Below are 16,119 nucleotides of genomic sequence, written 5' to 3'. Positions count from 1 at the left end.
GAAGAACTAGTACTCGTCTCGGCGGGTGACTCGGAATTAGGCGAGGAGCATGCGGAAAGGATGAGAGTAAGGGCAGCGCCCAAAAGTAGGGCAGGGGATTTGCGGGGCATGAGGAGCCTTTCGGAGAGTGAGCGCGGTATGCGCTGGAGAGAAGAGGTTTCTCCATAGATTAGTCCTATGCCGCTTCACCGGTGCGAATTGGCCGCGAACTAATCGGAGATCTTGACTCTGTGGGCTATTATTGCGGGTAATGAGTTCTGATTTTGATGCACAGTTTGATGCGGCATTCGAGGGTCTGCCAGAAGACCCCGATGATGCCGTGCCGGAAGGCGCCGAGAATACGGCAGTCCCGCTTGATTATTCGCAATACACCGATACCCCGGAGGGATTCCGCTCAGGCTTCGTATCCTTTGTTGGGCGTCCGAATACCGGCAAGTCCACCCTGACCAATGCCCTGGTGGGGCAGAAGATTGCGATCACCGCGGACCAGCCGGAGACCACCCGCCACACCATTCGCGGTTTGGTACACCGCGATGATGCCCAGGTCATCGTCGTGGATACGCCGGGCCTGCACCGCCCGCGGACCCTTCTGGGCGAGCGCCTCAACGAGGTAGTCAAAGACACCTATGCCGATGTGGATGTAATCGGCCTGACCATCCCGGCTGATGAAAAGATTGGCCCGGGTGACCGTTGGATCCTGGAAAACGTGCGCAGCATCGCGCCAAAGACCCCGATCATCGGTATCGTCACCAAGCTGGATAAGGCCAGCAAAGATCAGGTTGGCGCGCAGCTGCTGGCCCTGCACGAGCTGCTCTCCCAGGATGACCCGAATGCGGTAGTCATCCCGGTTTCCTCCAAGGAGGGTGTGCAACTGGATGAGCTAGTGCAGGTCATCGTGGATCACCTGCCGGAAGGCCCGAAGTTCTACCCGGATGACCACATCACCGATGAGGGCCAGGAAAAGCGCATCGAGGAACTCATTCGTGAAGCCGCCCTGTCTGGCTTGAAGGCGGAGCTGCCGCACTCGGTGGCGGTGCAGGTGGATGAGATGCTGCCGTCGCGCACCCGTGAGGGCGTGCTGGATATCCATGCCATTTTGTACCTGGAGCGCCCCGGCCAAAAGCGCATTATTGAGGGCAAGGATGGCCTGCGCTTCCGTCGCATTGTGGGCAATGCCCGCAAGGAGATCATCGAGCTGCTCGGCCACAACGTGTATCTGGATCTGCGCATCAAGGTGCTGAAGAATTGGCAGTCTGACCCGAAGTCGCTGGGTAGACTCGGGTTCTAAACCACTATGCGCGAGAACTATCGTGACCGCGCAGTGGTCATCCGCACCTACGACTTTGGTGAGGCCGATCGCGTCATCGTCCTGCTTACCCGCGATCACGGCCTCGTGCGCGCGGTGGCCAAAGGCGTGCGCCGGGCAAAATCACGCTTTGGTTCGCGCCTGCAGCTCTTCGTCAACCTTGATGTCCAGCTGTATGTGGGCAAGAATCTAGCCACCATTTCTCAGGCGGATACGGTCGACTACTTTGGCGCGCGCCTCATCGAGGACTATGAGCGCTACACGGCCGCGTGCGCGGTGCTGGAATCGGCCGAGCGCCTTGCGTTTGCCGACGCCGCCCATGACCCCTACCTCTACGAATCCGTCACCGCGACCTTGGAGCAGCTGCAAACCGCGGATCCGACCATGGCGCTGGATGCCTTCTTGCTCCAGGCGATGGCGCATGCCGGTTGGGCGCCGAGCCTCTTCAACTGCGCCCAGTGCAACCGGCCCGGCCCGCACCACGCTTTCCACCCGGCTGCCGGCGGCGCGGCGTGCCACGAATGTCGGCCGCCAGGTGCTGCGGAGGTAGACCCGGAAACCCTGCACCACCTGTGGCTTTTGGCGCATAATCACCCGACGAATCCGACGAATGCGCAGAAGCAGGAGGGGCACCGCCTAGCGCGGGCGCACCTGCAGTGGCACATGGAGCGCAATGTTTCCGCATTGCAGGTTATGGAGCAGTAGAATATAGCCCGTGATTACGCCAGACCCGAACCGCACTTTGACCCCGCCGAATATTCCGGATGAGTTCATGCCGCGCCATATTGCGCTGGTCATGGACGGCAACGGCCGCTGGGCCCAGGAGAAAGGTATGAAGCGCACCGAGGGGCATAGGCGCGGAGAAGCCGTGCTTCTTGACGTCGTCGATGCCTGCCTTGCCGCCGGCGTTCCCTACCTTTCGGCCTATGCTTTCTCCACCGAGAATTGGCGCCGCAGCCCTGAAGAGGTCCGCTTCCTCATGGGCTTTAACCGCGACGTGCTGCGCCGCCAGCGCGAGTGGCTCAATGAGCGCGGCGTGCGCGTGGTGTGGGCCGGCCGCCGCCCGCGCTTGTGGCGCTCGGTTATTAAGGAGCTCGAGGCCGCCCAGGAGCTGACCAAGGACAATACCAAGATGACCTTGGCCATGTGCGTGAACTATGGCGGTAGGGCAGAACTGGTGGATGGCTTTAGGGACATCGCCAAGCAGGTGGCCGCAGGCGAGCTCAACCCGCGCGATATCAAGGAAGAAACCATCGCGCAGCATCTTTATGACCCGAGCATGCCGGACGTGGATCTCTTCCTGCGCCCGTCCGGTGAGAAGCGCACCTCAAACTTCCTGCTCTGGCAGTCCGCCTACGCGGAGATGATTTACCAAGACAAACTCTTCCCGGACTTCACTCCGGAGGACCTCTTCGCCGCCATCGAGGAGTATGCGCGGCGCGACCGCCGCTTCGGTGGCGTGAAGAAGTAGCGCAAAAAGAAAAACCTCAGCCGCCGGAAACTGGAGGCTGAGGTGAGGGGGAGTGGCTGCGCGCGAGGGCGTGCGGCCGTTTAGGCGGAGGCGGCGCAGTCGCTGCAGATGCCAAAGACCTCGGCATCGTGGCCGGTGAGCTCGAAGCCGTACTCCTTGGCCACGGAGGTGGCCCACTTTTCAATGGGGCCGCCGTCGATTTCCTCGGTGCGGCCGCACTTGGTGCACACCAAGTGGTGGTGGTGGGCGTCGGTATCGCAATGGCGGTACAGGGTTTCGCCATTGGGCATGTGGAGGGCATCCACTGCATCGATATCGGTCAGGGACTGCAGGGTGCGGTACACGGTGGTCAGGCCCACCTTTTCCTCGCGCTCCTGGAGCTCGTGGTAGATCTCCTTGGCGGAGGCGAATTTCTCCATTTCCCGCAGTACCTCAACCACTGCGGTGCGCTGTTTGGTATTGCGCGCGCCTAGCTTGGGAATACTGTCGTGTAAAGCCATGCCCTCAATATTATCAGTGCTTTTTCAATAACTGCACAGTCAGGCGGCTTTTTATGCAGGAGGGGAGGGGCTAGGAGGCGATCTTGGCGGCGTCGGCAAGCAGGTCCAAAACCCGCGGCGCAATGAGCGAGTAGGTTACCTCGCGGCCGCTGCGCTCGGAGTCCACGATGCCTGCCTGCTTGAGCACGCGCAGGTGCTGGCTGATAAGGGGCTGGGACTTGCCGGTGGCCTTGACCAGCTCATGGACAAAGTGATCGCGCTCGGCCAAGCGGGAGATGATTGCGATGCGTAGGGGCGAATCAAGGGCAGCGATAACGCCGGCAGCCGCAGAAGTATTTGGGGCCTTGTAAGTGGTCGTCATAGGGAATGTCACCTTCAATTAAATACCTATTACCTGTCGGTTACCCTTATATTACCCGATACTTGCAATACGTTGTATTTATTTCAGATTAAATTCATGCCCCAATCCCACCGCCGGGAAGCGCTTCGGGTTAGACTGAACGAGATTGTCAAGACTGTCCCCTACCAGAGGAGTCCGAAAACTTATGGCATCCGTCATCGATACCGTTGTAAACCTGTGTAAGCGCCGCGGCTTGGTCTACCAGGCAGGTGAAATTTACGGCGGTTCCCGCTCCGCGTGGGACTACGGCCCTCTTGGTGTAGAGCTCAAGGAAAACATCAAGCGCCAGTGGTGGCGCCACATGGTGCAGTCCCGCGCAGACGTCGTGGGCGTAGATACCTCCGTCATCCAGCCGCGTCAGGTCTGGGTATCCTCCGGTCACGTCGAGGTCTTTTCTGACCCGCTGGTGGAATCCCGCCACACCGGCAAGCGCTACCGTGCCGACGACCTTATTGAGGCCTACGAGGAAAAGCACGGCCACGAGCCAGAAAACGGCCTGGCAGATATCAATGACCCAGAAACCGGCCAGCCGGGTGACTGGACCGAACCGAAGGCCTTCTCCGGTCTGCTCAAGACCTTCCTGGGCCCGGTGGACGATGAGCAAGGCCTGCACTACCTGCGTCCGGAAACCGCACAGGGCATCTTCGTTAACTTCAAGAACGTGATGACCTCCTCGCGCATGAAGCCGCCGTTTGGCATCGCGAACATCGGCAAGTCCTTCCGCAACGAGATCACCCCAGGCAACTTTATCTTCCGTACCCGCGAGTTCGAGCAGATGGAAATGGAGTTCTTCGTCAAGCCGGGCGAGGACGAAGAGTGGCACCAGTACTGGATTGATGACCGCTACAACTGGTACGTGGACCTGGGCATCAAGGAAGAAAACCTGCGCCTGTACGAGCACCCGAAGGAAAAGCTCTCCCACTACTCCAAGCGCACCGTGGACGTGGAGTACGCCTTTGGCTTCAAGGGCTCCAAGTGGGGCGAGCTGGAAGGCGTGGCCAACCGCACGGACTATGACCTGTCCGTCCACGCCAAGGGCTCGGGCGAGGACCTGTCCTACTACGACCAGGCCAATGACGAGCGCTGGATTCCGTACGTCATCGAGCCGGCCGCCGGCCTGGGCCGTTCTATGATGGCCTTCCTGGTGGATGCCTACGACGAGGAAGAGGCTCCGAACGCCAAGGGCGGCACCGATAAGCGCGTCGTCCTGCGCCTGGACCGCCGCCTGGCACCGATCAAGGTGGCCGTACTGCCGCTGTCCAAGAAGGAAGAGCTCTCTGAGCCCGCCCGTAAGCTGGCCGATAAGCTGCGCGCACACTGGAACGTGGACTTTGACGTCTCCGGCGCCATCGGCCGCCGCTACCGCCGCCAGGATGAGATCGGCACCCCGTTCTGCGTCACCTTCGACTTCGACACCCTCGAGGACGATGCCGTGACCGTGCGCGAGCGCGACACCATGGAGCAGGAGCGCGTGAAGCTCGATGACCTCGAGGCTTACCTCGCCGCCCGCCTGATTGGGTGCTAGTAATGCATTACACCAGCTGGGATCGCTCCGACCGCGCAAAGCCCGTGCTCTTGGCCGAGGAAGGCCCGGAGCAGCTGGGCGTATTCTCGGAGCATTCCGCGGAGGTGGACGGCCACTTCTGGCGTACCGAGGTCAGTGACCTTGGCGCCTCTGCCACACTTGCCGACGGCTCCATTTACCGCCTCGCCGGCCGCCCCGGCCGCGATAAGCGCCTAGAGGCATCGCTCAACGGCCGTACCTTCACCTTCATCAACGAAAACAGCGGCGACTGGATCATCGATGACGTCGATGATGAAAAGGTAGGGCAGTTCACCGCCCGCAATTCCGGCGTGCGCAAGGCCATCCTCGAATTCGAGCACGATGCCGAGGGCCTGACCACCGCGGAAATCGCCGGTCTGAGCTGGTTTACCCGCGTCATCCTGGATGCCAATACCCAGGGCAAAGCCTGGGCGTGGATCATCACCTTGGTCCTGGCGTCCATCGTCGCCCTCGTCGCGCTATTCGTCCTCTAATGCCTATCCAGTGGACCTGGCGCGCGGGCGCTCTCACCAACGCCGAGGGGCACGAGCTTGCCTCCGTGCGCGACGGTGTGCTTGCCACCACGGCCGGCGAGCGCCTCACCTTAGAATCCTCGCTGGATTCTTCCTCCCCGCGGTTCTTCCTGCGCGCGCAGACCGCCGCGGGCGAGGACTTCTCGGTCACCCAGGCCGGGATTACCGTCACCCGCCTGCGCGCGACCTGCGCCGACCGCGAGTACCTTCTCGAGCGCCGCAACCCCTTCCGCCGCGAGCGCCGCATCGTGGCCCGCGGCACAGGCGCCGAGGTTGCCAGCACCGCGCCGGCCGGCGATGGCCTGCGCGTGAGCGTGGGCGAGCTGCCGGAGCTCGACGCCATGTTCTTGAGCTACGCCTGCGCGCTTCTCGACGCCACCCCGCGCTCCCTCCGCACCTAGTCCGGCGCAATCAACGAAGGCGCCGCCCACGGAGAGTGAGACGGGGCGGCCTTTGCTCGGCTAGAAGGAGCCGCCGCGGAAGCCGCCTCCGTCGCCGCCGCCGAAGTCTCCGCCGCCAAAGCTGCCTCCACCAAAGCCGCCGCCTCCGAAACCGCCACCAAAGCCGCGGCCGCCGCCGAGCATTTGGCCCAGGACCATACCGGTGACGATATTGCCGGCCGCGTTGCCCATCTGCTGGCGCTGCTGGCGGCGACGGTGTTCGTCGATGTCATCCTTGGCGCGCTGCAGCGCTGCCTGGGCCGCGGCTACCGCTTCGCGGGAGGACTGCAGGGCGGCGCGGATATCGCTGCGCTCGGTGTGGAGGGCTTGGGCGTGGAGACGTTTGGCGTCGGCAAGCGCGGTGCGTGCGCCCGAGCCGATGATGCGCCCGCGGGAGGAAATGAGGTCCTCCGCAGCCTGGATATTAGATTCCGCCACGGAAATCTGCTGGCGGAAGAGATCAAGTTGGCGCGCGTGGGTGGAGGTCTTTTCCCGCACGCGGTCAAGCGCCTCATCCAGCTGCGTGTCAATAGAAGTAAGTGCGGTGTGCTGGCCCAATGGATCCTGCTGGCCTTGGGCCTTGGCCTCAGTGACTGCGGAGCCAGCGCGACCGAGCAGTTCCTCGAGCGCGTTCCAATCCGCCGTGGTTCCCTGCGCCTTGCCTTGGCGCTCGAGCTCGCGGGCCTCGTCGATTTCGCCTTCGACTTCGGCAATGAGGGACTCGAGGTTGCCGCGGGCGGTGGCGATATTCTCCTCCGCGTTTTCCACGCCGGAAATTAGGCGATCCGTCATCGCGCAGGCATGTTCACTATCGCGGATGAGCCCCACCAGCGGGCCCTGCTGACCGGCCGGCTGGGCCTGGACCCCGCGGGCCTTTTCTAGCAGTTTTTCTGCTTCATCAAGCGAAGCGGCGGCAAGCTCCGGGTTATCGGCAATGGAGGACAAAACGTGCTCGTCATAGTTGCCTTTCAACCGAGCCAACGTGGATTCGGCCTCCGGTAGGCGGGCGCGCAGGCCCACAGTGCGCTGGGTGAGCTCGTCCAGTTTCTCATCGGAGTGGATAAGTAGGTCGCGCATCTGGGCAAATTCCGCGGCCTGCGCATCCAGGGCATCATCGGCCTGACCACAGGAAGAGACGATGTCCACGAGCATCTGGCGCCGTTCGGCCGGGGACTCCGGAACGGCATCATCGAGGCGCTGGCGTAGGTGGAAGGCCTTTTGCAGGGTAGAAGTAGAGTGGTTCATCGCCTTGGTAAACGGGCGCACGCGCTCTGGACCAAACTCCGAAAGCGCGATATTGAGCTCCTCCTTGCCGCGGCGAATGGACTCATCGGTCGAGACCAACTCTTCCTGCGCCAACTGGTCCAAGGTCTCAAGTGACAAACGGTTGAGCTGATCGGTATCGCCCGGGGCGATTTCGCGGGCCGACTCGAGCGTTTGCGCCTTATTCTTCTTAGTATTGCGGCGGGAGTAGTACATGATTCCGCCACCGGCGGCGACAATGGCGGCCGCGCCACCGCCCAGCCACGCTAGGCCGGAAGAATCGGAAGAGTTGGAGCTGCTGGTGTTGCCCAGGGCGGCGTCGGCAAGCGCGAGGGCGGAAGCACCGTACTCATCGCTGGTCAGCTTGTCATAGGCAGCGTCATACATCTGGTCGAGCCGGCCTTTGGGCCAAGCTTTGCCGGTCTGCACGCCCATTTTGCGGTCATCGACGGACAGGACATACACCGCAGAGTTTTCCCCCTTGTCCTTGACCACTTGGGCGGCATAGCTTTCCGGATCCGTATCTAGCTTATTGGTGATGTAGACAAAGAGGACCCGGTGCTCATCCTTTTGCAGCTGGCCAATCTTTTCTCTCAGCTCAGCCTTTTCTTGGGTGCTTAAAACGCCCGCGTCATCGGTAACCTTCTCCGTGAGGGTGGCCGTACCGGTGCCTTGCGCCACGATGGTGTTTTCAGCGGCAAAGGCAGGCCCCGCACCGATGGAGGTGCAGCCCAAGATGAAAGCGGCGATGGCCGCGCGGCCCAAACGTGCACTCAAATTCATGCCCACCACTTTACCGGCTCCACTTAGCTCTTCGGCGGGTAGTGTGATGGGGCAGTGAAGTACGTAATTGTTTTAGGCACCGCCCAATATGACGGCCGGCCCTCCCGCATCCTTGCCGGACGCCTGCGCCACGCCGGCGAGCTAGCCACGGCCGAGGGCCTGGAAGTCATTACCGTGGGCGGCAAGCTGCCCGGCGATAGGTTTACCGAGGCCGGCGTCGGCCGCACCTTTCTGCGCGAGCATTTCCCGCACCTGACCGTCCACGCGGTGGAGGAGGGGATGGATACCCGCAGCTCCCTGAAGGCGGTCAAGGAAGCCTTCGCGCTTGCCGACGCCACCATCATCACCGATCCCCTCCACCGCCTGCGCACCGCACTCATCGCCCGCCAGGAAGGACTAAAAGCCACCGTATCCGGCACGCCGTATTACCCTGCCGCACGCTTTTCCACACCCTGGTGGCGCTATCTTGCCCACGAAACCGGTGGCGTGGCCTACGCGCTGGTAGCAGAACTTTTGCCCCCGCGCGGTGCCGCCGCACTGCGCAATGGGTTCTACCGCGTGGAGCGGGTGTTGCGCCCGAATCAGAAGCTGCGGCATCAGACGATTGAGCAGGAAGATAGGGATTCTTTTCCCCGGCGATAAGAAGCATCGCATGATATTTTTTAAGCTGCCGATGCATTTCTAGGGGAGAAGGGTTTCTTTTCCACTACATCAGGAAATAACACCGAGCCATGTTGGTCAGCGCTGAAATGCTACGAAGCCTCAGGAGGAAAGCGTGTTAAAACTGGAGAACCTGTCTGTAAAGCTAAGCAGGAAAAGTAGCCCGCTATTCTCTATCGACTCTGTGCATGAGCCAGGTACCCTCACTTGGATTCGAGGCGCCTCTGGGTCCGGCAAATCCACGCTGCTTCGCGTTATCTCTGGACTCCAGAAGCCAACATCAGGAACCGTCAGTATTTTCGGACATGATTTATGGAGCTCTTCTGCTCGAAATAGAGATAGGCTTCGAGCTAAATCGATGGGAATAGTGTTTCAAGATTCCGGCGTAGTGCCCTGTTTGACAATCGACGAAAACCTTTCCTTCGCACAAGGGCTAAGCGGAGCCACTGCGGACTCGGACGCTAATAGCTCTTTGCTAGCTCAACTCAATATGAGTGAATACGGAGCCTCTCTACCGCACGAGCTTTCAGGGGGACAACGCCAACGCGCGGCCATAGCAACTGCAATGTCCAAAAAGCCCCAACTCGTTTTCGCAGACGAACCGACGAGTGCCTTGGATGAGGACAACACATATTCAGTGTTGCGATATCTGCATAATTACACAGTAAGAAACCACGCAATCGCCTTGGTAGTTTCCCACGATGATCGTTTAGCGCAGTTTTGTGATCAGGTTTTGGAAATCGGGGTAAACCAATGAATTTTCGCGCTGTGGAAGCGAGGATCCGTAAGAGCACTTTTGTGGAGAGTATCCCGTTACTAGCTTCCTCGTTTGTGCTTTTCTTCTTTGTCTGTCTGTTAGTCTCCACAGTAGCGGCGGACAAGGTAGCCGAATCTATGTCAATGGGGCTGATGTATTCGGCTTTCATATCGATCATTCCCTTTGCTCTGGCGCTCAAATACTGCTTTAGGCATGTGGTGGAGGGGAGGCGCCACCACTATGAGGCGCTTCGTTTATTTGGGTTAACATTAAAACGAATTCGCCGAGTGCTATTCCTTGAGCTACTTACGGTTTATTTTTTCTTTTCAATAGTTAGCGCAGTTCTGGTTCCAGTGCTGATGAAGCCAATCTTCCTGGTTCTGTATTCGGGTTTTGGCATTGATCTTCCTCAAGGACTCCCTTCACCACTACTCGTCGCTGTGATCTCATGGTGCGCTATCGTTTGTCTGAGCTTCGTTCCTTTCCAACAGGAAACGAGAGTTTTGGAGGATTTGAGCCAAGGCCCAACTCGCATAGATCCAACTCCAAGGAATCCGCGGGCTGCAGAACTCCTTCGATATCCGCTGGGGATAGCAGCCTGTGTTGTATTGCTAGTGGGATTTGTGGCGATGCCCCAAGCGGATCCATCTAGTAGGTGGCCGTTTATTTTCGTCTACTGCGTGCCCTTCTTGGTGAGTGCTGCCTCTGTATTTGTCTACGCGGTTGTCTTATATTCCGCCGAATACCTCTCCCTCAAGTTTGGGGGATGGAATCCTCCGATTTTGGGAGTCCGATATGCGCGATCTTTTATCGCCACCACCATATTGCGGGTCTCTTGTATTTTTATCTTGTTTCCCATCATTCCTTTTATTGCGAATGATTCGGCACTCTACTCAGCAAGGGAAGAATTAGCTGACAATGTGAAGAACGTGTATGTAGGGTCGCCGCAGGATGAACAAACTATCAGCACATCCACTGCCCAAAACATTTGTCAGGATCACGCCGCAGATTGCCTAGGAGTTCTTAGCTGGGTGCCTGCTGACCAAGACTCGGAAGAGCTCCAACCTTCCACCATGGAAGAAGGCGCTGTCTTTGCGCTGGTAGAAGATCGGGACGGAACAGTAAGTTCCTTGGTTAATGACCGAGAGGTAGTTGAGACGGAACCCCGATCGCCGTTTGACCAAACGTGGATGCGGCCATGGGATAAAACCTTTAATTCTGAAGCAGATCCTTCTTGGGGAACGGGCGAAAGGCAAGACGAAGGTTATGCTGTAGCCATTTTTTCGAAGCAAGTGGAATTGAGCGACAGCCAAGCGATGGAGGTTGTAGGCGCTCAGCAATGGGCAGAAAACCTACCTTCAACGTTGCTTTACGGTCCAAACGGTACCGGTACAAGCGAATTTATTCCGTTGTTTGCCTACGTGATTGTTGGGGGAGCAGTTCTCATCTTCGGACTGGCCTTAGCACAACAAGGTCGGCTTATCCGCTTCACTAAAACCATTTGGGAACAAGGCGTCTCAGTTGCAGAAGCGCACAGAAACAGGAAATTGGCCAATTGTTTGCCTTCGGCTTTTGCGTTGGCTTTGTCGCTAGGAGCAGCTGCTCTACTGAGCACGTATATGGACTCTTATATAGCGCATAAACTTGTATTGCACTTTCCGGATGTCCCATTTGGACTCATATTTTTCTTGGTGGTGGTTGTGGGCCTGGCAGCGGTGGGCAGCAACTTTGTGAAAGGCCCGCGGCCTGCTAAAAACTAGGCGGCCACGTTGCTCACCCAAAAGGCCAGTTCACGGAATATGCTTGGGTCGTGTCCTATTCTTATTCCGCCGCCGACTTCGCCCGCCTGGCCGATGAAAAGCCGAAGGGCTCAGCCTTCCATACCGTGGAAGAACATCGCGGCGTCTTTGCCCGTGACCGCGCCCGCGTGCTGCACTCGGCAGCCTTGCGGCGTCTGGCCGATAAAACTCAGGTCGTCGGGCCGCGCGATGGCGATACTCCACGCACCCGTCTGACCCACTCGCTGGAGGTGGGCCAAATTGCGCGGAGCATCGGTGCTGGACTTGGACTCGATCCTGATCTGTGCGACATGGCAGGGCTGACCCATGACATCGGCCACCCGCCCTACGGGCACAATGGCGAAAACGCACTCAATGAGGTCGCCCTCAACGGCTTTGAAGGAAACGCGCAGACCCTGCGCATCCTCACCCGCCTAGAGCCCAAGATCATCGTGGACGATGCCAGCGGCGTGCCGCGCAGCTTCGGCCTCAACCTCACCCGCGCCGCCCTCGACGGTGCCTGCAAATACCCCTGGACCAAAACCAATCCCGATGGCAGCGCCAACCGCAAATACGGTGCTTATGACGAGGACGCGGATCTGCTCGAGTGGCTGCGTGAGGGCCATAGCGATGATCGCAAATGCATCGAAGCTCAGGTCATGGACTGGTCCGATGACATCGCCTACTCCGTGCATGATGTGGAAGACGGCATTATTTCCCGGCGCATCTCCCTCAATGTTCTGTGGGACCTAGTTGAGCTAGCCCAGCTGGCAGAAAAGGGCGCTAAAGCTTTTGGCGGCACCGCCGATGAGCTCTTGGAGGCGGCCGATAGCCTGCGCAACTTAAGCGTCATCAACGCCATCGGCGATTTTGATTACTCCTTGCGCGACTATGCCAATTTGAAGAAGATGACCTCTGAGCTCGTAGGCCGCTATGTCGGTGCGACCGTTGGCGCCACCAGCGAGGCCAACGCCGAGCTCATCGCCTCCAATACCCTTGGCCGCATGCACGGTGACCTCGTCGTGCCTAAAAAAGCCGAGGCCGAGGTCAAGCTACTGAAAACCATCGCCGTCCTCTACGTTATGGACGAGCCCGCCCACCTCGCACGCCAAGACCGCCAGCGCGAGCGCATCTACCGCGTCTACGATTACCTCGTCGCCGGCGCCCCCGGCTCCCTCGATGCCACCTTTCGGCTGTGGTGGGAGCAAGCCGATTCTGATGCCGCTCGTGACCGCGCCATCATCGACCAAATTGCGTCCATGACGGAGTCCCGCCTCGAGCGCTTGGCCCGCCGGAGCGCGGAGCTGTCTGGGTTCCTCAGCTAAACCTGGCTTGCCCACCACCGCGCTAGAGTTAGGTCGAGAGTCATCAGGCCGATCTGAGCGCGAAAAGGCCGAATTGAGAGCTCAAAAACTTCAATTCGGCCTCATATCTATGGACCTAACGCCTCAGCTCCAACCCCAGGGCCCGAGTCGCTAGCGCACCAACGCGACACCTTGGTCCTCGAGCACGCTAGCTACCGCCGCTAGGTCCTCGCCTTCGATATCCATATTGGAGGCAACGATGACGCTGGTGCGCTGCTCGCGTAGGAAATCCGCTAGGTCATCGAGGTTGCGCGGGCCGCAGTCTTCGCAGCCGCGGGTGCGGCCGAGTGCGTTAAAGAAGTCCGCGCGGGTGCGGATGTGTTCAGTAATGAGGATGCGTCGCATGATTACTCCTCTGCGTCCGGAATAGAACAGAAGCTTTCATAGTGGTCATCGGTGTAGTACCACACGTCTGGGTCGGTCTCGCTGCCGCCACCGGTGATAATGCGGCGGGCGCCGCGGTTGTGGCTGCCTGGGGTTTCTACCGTGTATTCGCGGTAGTAATTCTTGTCCTGCTGGGGCAGCCGGCCCTCGTAATTGCCAAAGCGGGCGTTGTCATTATCCGGGTAGTCGTAGGGGCCACCGGCCAAGATATCGTCTGCGGTGTCTTTGGCCTCGGCGGGTAGGGAAGACATCTCGCAAGTATCGGCGTCGCCAGTCGCGGCCGCTTGGGTCGACTCAGAAGTGGAGGAAGCAGCGGAATCACCATCGCCGCCGAGATCGAAGCCGAAGTAGCTTGCTACGACGACAAGCGCAAGGCCGCCGAGGGCAACGGGGAGCGATTTCTTGGACGCTTTGGACTTGGGCATACCTTTATTGTTGCAGGTGCGGCGCTAAAAGTGGAAATTGGCCCGAGACAATGGCGAGGTCAAAAATTGCCCCGTCACGGGGGTAGGTAACAGTATGTGGAAAGTACCCCAACAGAGGGTAATTTGCGTCCAAACTGTGAACCCTGTTCAACGTCACCATCCTGCCCTAGCTATTTGAACATTCCCACCGCGCGCGGGGTAGTCTGTACGCATGGCAAAAGGCAGAATTCCGGACAGCGATATCCAAGCTATCCGTGAACGCGCGCCTTTAGAAGAAATCGTCGGCGAGTACGTGCAGCTCAAGCCCGCCGGGCACGATTCGCTTAAGGGCCTTAGCCCCTTCAAGGATGAAAAGACTCCGTCCTTTCACGTGCGCCCGCAGCGCGGCTACTACCACTGCTTTTCCACCGGCAAGGGTGGCGATGTATTCAGCTTCCTGATGGAAATGGAGCAGGTCTCCTTCCCAGAAGCGGTTGAAGCGGTAGCGCAGAAGATCGGCTATCACATCAACTACCAGGGCGGTTCTACGGGCGCGCGCAATGAGAAGCCGGGCACGCGGCAGCGCCTCATCGCTGCCAATAAAGCCGCCCACGAGTTTTACCGCCAGCAGTTGGAGACCCCACAAGCGGCTACAGCCCGCGATTTCCTGCTGGATCGCGGTTTTTCCCGCGAGGTCATCTATGACTTCGAGTGCGGCTATGCCCCAGAGGGATGGGATACGGCTACCAAACACCTGCTGCGCCTAGGCTTTTCCTTTGAAGAGCTGGAAGCAGCTGGCATTTCCAAGATGGGCAAGCGTGGTCCCATCGACCGCTTCCATCGTCGTTTGCTGTGGCCGATTAAGGACCTTTCCGGCAACGTCATTGGCTTTGGCGCCCGCAAGCTTTTCGACGACGACAAGCTCGGCAAGTACATGAACACCTCTGAGACCATGCTCTACCGCAAGTCCAAGGTGCTCTTTGGCCTCGATTTGGCCAAGCGCAATATCGCCGAAAACCACCAAGCCGTGGTGGTAGAAGGCTACACGGATGTCATGGCCATGTATGCCGCAGGCGTCAAGACCGCTGTTGCTTCCTGTGGCACCGCCTTTGGCGGCGAGCACCTGCAGGTGCTGCGCCGACTCATGCTGGATGATTCCTACTTCAATGGCGAGCTCATCTATACCTTTGACGGCGATGAGGCAGGGCAGAAGGCCGCCATGCGCGCCTTTGACGGCGAGCAAAAGTTCACCGGTCAATCCTTTGTCTCCGTAGCGCCCGACGGCATGGATCCGTGCGATCTGCGTCTGCACAAAGGCGATGCCGCCGTGCGCGAGCTCATCGCGGACCGCATCCCCATGTTCGAGTTCGTTATCCAGTCCGTCATCGCGGAATACAGCATTGACAGCGCCGAGGGGCGCCTGCAGGCCCTGCGCCGCGCGGTACCCGTGGTCGCACAGATCCGTGATCAACCTTTGCAGCGTGAATATGCCCGGCGTCTAGCAGGTTGGGTGGGCTGGCCGGATCCGGAAGAGGTTCTCCGGCAGGTGCGCGCGGAGGCACGCAAGCCCAAGAAAGCCGAAAAGCCCACCATTCGTCGCTTCGACAATGCGAAGCAGCAGCCGGCACAGCAGGACGTGCCGATGATCCATCCGCCGAGCCCGAAGGAGACCCACCTGTGGCCTCAGCGCGAGGCCCTCAAGCTGGCCTTGCAGATGCCGCAGGTGGCAGGTTCCTATTTCGATGGCATTACTGCCGACGCCTATACCAACGACGCCTACCGCCTCGTGCGCCAAGCCATTTCTACCGTGGGTGGCGCAGCTCAGGGCGCCACCATGCCGGCCGTGGAGTGGATCGCCGCGGTGGCCGGCGAAATGCAGGACCTTACCGGCCGCAACTTCGTCTCGGAGCTTGCCGTAGAGGCCATTTTGCCAACCGACGTCGGTCCCGAAAAATACGCCGACTCCGTGCTCTCCCGATTGCAAGAGACGGTGGTGGGCGATCAAATCGCCCAGTTGAAGGCTCGTCTTGGCCGCATGCGTCCCTCCGATGATGAGGCTAGCTATAACTCGCTTTTTGCTGACCTCGTCGCTTTAGAGCAAGCCCGTCGCGATCTCAATGACCGCGCCTTCCGCGGCACGCCTCCCCAAGGTTAAAAATATCCCCTCGCCCTGTCACCGATTTAGGTGCGCAGCGAGGGGAGGGAAGAGGCTGAAACTAATTTAGTCCTCATCAGGTTCATAAATGCGGTCCGCGTTGTCTACCTGGGAGCCGCGCAGCCGGCCTTTGCCCTTGCGCTTGGAGGAGAGATCGCGAACCTCGCGCATGCGCGGTTCCGGATCCAAGCGGTTGGCTACTGCCTTGCGTGCAGAAGTGACGGCAGATTTGGTCACGGGGGAGTTGATAGCCTTCTCGTAGGCGCCCTTGATCTGGTGGTAGCGCTTGCGGCCTGCTTTGGTGCCAAAAACGTATCCTGCTGCGGCGCCGAAGACGAATTGGATCATTATTTAGCGTGTCCCCTTATTCCAGTACGA

At 59.5% G+C, this 16,119-nt stretch carries 17 protein-coding genes; 11 read left to right on the top strand and 6 right to left on the bottom strand.

The annotated features are described in order from the left end of the window. Positions 1 to 250 precede the first annotated feature (250 nt). Genes era through ACP8J1_RS08855 form a run of 3 tightly spaced genes read left to right on the top strand, consistent with a single transcriptional unit; the run spans position 251 to position 2,777 of the window. Positions 251 to 1,288 carry a GTPase Era gene (era, locus tag ACP8J1_RS08865; RefSeq protein ID WP_005326450.1) on the top strand — a complete coding sequence of 346 codons (1,038 nt, stop codon included), beginning with the start codon at positions 251 to 253 and terminating at the stop codon, positions 1,286 to 1,288. A gap of 6 nt (positions 1,289 to 1,294) precedes the next feature. After that, on the top strand, positions 1,295 to 2,011 hold the full coding sequence (gene recO, locus ACP8J1_RS08860; protein WP_005326451.1) for a DNA repair protein RecO: 717 nt from the start codon (positions 1,295 to 1,297) through the stop codon (positions 2,009 to 2,011). A 10-nt stretch (positions 2,012 to 2,021) separates the two neighbouring features. Beyond that, on the top strand, positions 2,022 to 2,777 hold the full coding sequence (locus ACP8J1_RS08855; RefSeq protein WP_005326452.1) for an isoprenyl transferase: 756 nt from the start codon (positions 2,022 to 2,024) through the stop codon (positions 2,775 to 2,777). An 80-nt stretch (positions 2,778 to 2,857) separates the two neighbouring features. On the opposite strand, the gene ACP8J1_RS08850 is transcribed toward ACP8J1_RS08855, so the two are convergent. Together ACP8J1_RS08850 and ACP8J1_RS08845 are read right to left on the bottom strand one after the other, a co-directional pair. Then, the gene (locus tag ACP8J1_RS08850) at positions 2,858 to 3,277 is read right to left on the bottom strand and encodes a Fur family transcriptional regulator (protein WP_005326453.1); all 420 of its coding nucleotides are present in this window, start codon (positions 3,275 to 3,277) and stop codon (positions 2,858 to 2,860) included. Positions 3,278 to 3,347: 70 nt separating this feature from the next. Further along, entirely contained in the window at positions 3,348 to 3,638 is a 291-nt protein-coding gene (locus ACP8J1_RS08845; RefSeq protein ID WP_005324221.1) for an ArsR/SmtB family transcription factor, read from the bottom strand. Positions 3,639 to 3,822: 184 nt separating this feature from the next. Between ACP8J1_RS08845 and ACP8J1_RS08840 the strand changes: the two genes are divergently transcribed. The 3 genes from ACP8J1_RS08840 to ACP8J1_RS08830 are packed head-to-tail and all read left to right on the top strand — an operon-like array spanning position 3,823 to position 6,154. Continuing rightward, positions 3,823 to 5,202, top strand: coding sequence for a glycine--tRNA ligase (locus ACP8J1_RS08840; protein WP_005326454.1), 1,380 nt, complete (start codon positions 3,823 to 3,825; stop codon positions 5,200 to 5,202). A gap of 2 nt (positions 5,203 to 5,204) precedes the next feature. After that, a complete protein-coding gene (locus ACP8J1_RS08835; protein ID WP_005326456.1) occupies positions 5,205 to 5,714 on the top strand; it encodes a hypothetical protein in 510 nt (169 codons plus the stop codon). Then, complete coding sequence (locus ACP8J1_RS08830; RefSeq protein ID WP_005326457.1) at positions 5,714 to 6,154, top strand: hypothetical protein; 441 nt, start codon at positions 5,714 to 5,716, stop codon at positions 6,152 to 6,154. Before ACP8J1_RS08835 ends, ACP8J1_RS08830 begins: the two co-directional genes overlap by 1 nt. 60 nt (positions 6,155 to 6,214) lie before the next feature. On the opposite strand, the gene ACP8J1_RS08825 is transcribed toward ACP8J1_RS08830, so the two are convergent. Further along, a complete protein-coding gene (locus ACP8J1_RS08825; RefSeq protein WP_034655472.1) occupies positions 6,215 to 8,239 on the bottom strand; it encodes a TPM domain-containing protein in 2,025 nt (674 codons plus the stop codon). A gap of 54 nt (positions 8,240 to 8,293) precedes the next feature. Between ACP8J1_RS08825 and ACP8J1_RS08820 the strand changes: the two genes are divergently transcribed. The 4 genes from ACP8J1_RS08820 (at position 8,294) to ACP8J1_RS08805 (ending at position 12,759) form a co-directional block, all read left to right on the top strand. Further along, complete coding sequence (locus ACP8J1_RS08820; RefSeq protein ID WP_023021004.1) at positions 8,294 to 8,881, top strand: YdcF family protein; 588 nt, start codon at positions 8,294 to 8,296, stop codon at positions 8,879 to 8,881. Between the two features lie 133 nt (positions 8,882 to 9,014). Next, complete coding sequence (locus ACP8J1_RS08815) at positions 9,015 to 9,656, top strand: ABC transporter ATP-binding protein (RefSeq protein ID WP_023021005.1); 642 nt, start codon at positions 9,015 to 9,017, stop codon at positions 9,654 to 9,656. After that, entirely contained in the window at positions 9,653 to 11,416 is a 1,764-nt protein-coding gene (locus ACP8J1_RS08810) for an FtsX-like permease family protein (protein ID WP_023021006.1), read from the top strand. The genes ACP8J1_RS08815 and ACP8J1_RS08810 overlap by 4 nt, the downstream gene beginning before the upstream one ends. Before the next feature lie 50 nt (positions 11,417 to 11,466). Beyond that, positions 11,467 to 12,759: a deoxyguanosinetriphosphate triphosphohydrolase gene (locus ACP8J1_RS08805; protein ID WP_023021007.1), complete on the top strand. Its 1,293-nt coding sequence runs from the start codon at positions 11,467 to 11,469 to the stop codon at positions 12,757 to 12,759. Positions 12,760 to 12,909: 150 nt separating this feature from the next. Here ACP8J1_RS08805 and ACP8J1_RS08800 read toward each other — a convergent pair whose 3' ends face one another. Together ACP8J1_RS08800 and ACP8J1_RS08795 are read right to left on the bottom strand one after the other, a co-directional pair. Next, complete coding sequence (locus ACP8J1_RS08800) at positions 12,910 to 13,143, bottom strand: barstar family protein (protein ID WP_023021008.1); 234 nt, start codon at positions 13,141 to 13,143, stop codon at positions 12,910 to 12,912. Between the two features lie 2 nt (positions 13,144 to 13,145). Beyond that, entirely contained in the window at positions 13,146 to 13,607 is a 462-nt protein-coding gene (locus ACP8J1_RS08795) for a guanyl-specific ribonuclease (RefSeq protein WP_023021009.1), read from the bottom strand. A gap of 211 nt (positions 13,608 to 13,818) precedes the next feature. Here ACP8J1_RS08795 and dnaG point away from each other — a divergent pair, with 211 nt between their 5' ends. Then, positions 13,819 to 15,741, top strand: a complete 1,923-nt coding sequence (gene dnaG / locus ACP8J1_RS08790; RefSeq protein WP_023021010.1) for a DNA primase — start codon at positions 13,819 to 13,821, stop codon at positions 15,739 to 15,741. Between the two features lie 66 nt (positions 15,742 to 15,807). Here dnaG and ACP8J1_RS08785 read toward each other — a convergent pair whose 3' ends face one another. Further along, the gene (locus tag ACP8J1_RS08785) at positions 15,808 to 16,089 is read right to left on the bottom strand and encodes a hypothetical protein (protein WP_023021011.1); all 282 of its coding nucleotides are present in this window, start codon (positions 16,087 to 16,089) and stop codon (positions 15,808 to 15,810) included. Between the last annotated feature and the right edge of the window lie 30 nt (positions 16,090 to 16,119).

The organism is Corynebacterium sp. LaCa_205 (assembly GCF_057458085.1).
The sequence above is the reverse complement of the archived record's forward strand: the minus strand, read 5'-3'. Positions and strand labels throughout refer to the sequence as shown.

Coding starts and splice junctions, on each gene's coding strand:
- era (WP_005326450.1), top strand. CDS start 251: ATGAGTTCTGATTTTGATGCACAGTTTGATGCGGCATTCGAGGGTCTG.
- recO (WP_005326451.1), top strand. CDS start 1,295: ATGCGCGAGAACTATCGTGACCGCGCAGTGGTCATCCGCACCTACGAC.
- ACP8J1_RS08850 (WP_005326453.1), bottom strand. CDS start 3,277: ATGGCTTTACACGACAGTATTCCCAAGCTAGGCGCGCGCAATACCAAA.
- ACP8J1_RS08845 (WP_005324221.1), bottom strand. CDS start 3,638: ATGACGACCACTTACAAGGCCCCAAATACTTCTGCGGCTGCCGGCGTT.
- ACP8J1_RS08840 (WP_005326454.1), top strand. CDS start 3,823: ATGGCATCCGTCATCGATACCGTTGTAAACCTGTGTAAGCGCCGCGGC.
- ACP8J1_RS08835 (WP_005326456.1), top strand. CDS start 5,205: ATGCATTACACCAGCTGGGATCGCTCCGACCGCGCAAAGCCCGTGCTC.
- ACP8J1_RS08830 (WP_005326457.1), top strand. CDS start 5,714: ATGCCTATCCAGTGGACCTGGCGCGCGGGCGCTCTCACCAACGCCGAG.
- ACP8J1_RS08825 (WP_034655472.1), bottom strand. CDS start 8,239: ATGAATTTGAGTGCACGTTTGGGCCGCGCGGCCATCGCCGCTTTCATC.
- ACP8J1_RS08810 (WP_023021006.1), top strand. CDS start 9,653: ATGAATTTTCGCGCTGTGGAAGCGAGGATCCGTAAGAGCACTTTTGTG.
- ACP8J1_RS08800 (WP_023021008.1), bottom strand. CDS start 13,143: ATGCGACGCATCCTCATTACTGAACACATCCGCACCCGCGCGGACTTC.
- ACP8J1_RS08795 (WP_023021009.1), bottom strand. CDS start 13,607: ATGCCCAAGTCCAAAGCGTCCAAGAAATCGCTCCCCGTTGCCCTCGGC.
- dnaG (WP_023021010.1), top strand. CDS start 13,819: ATGGCAAAAGGCAGAATTCCGGACAGCGATATCCAAGCTATCCGTGAA.
- ACP8J1_RS08785 (WP_023021011.1), bottom strand. CDS start 16,089: ATGATCCAATTCGTCTTCGGCGCCGCAGCAGGATACGTTTTTGGCACC.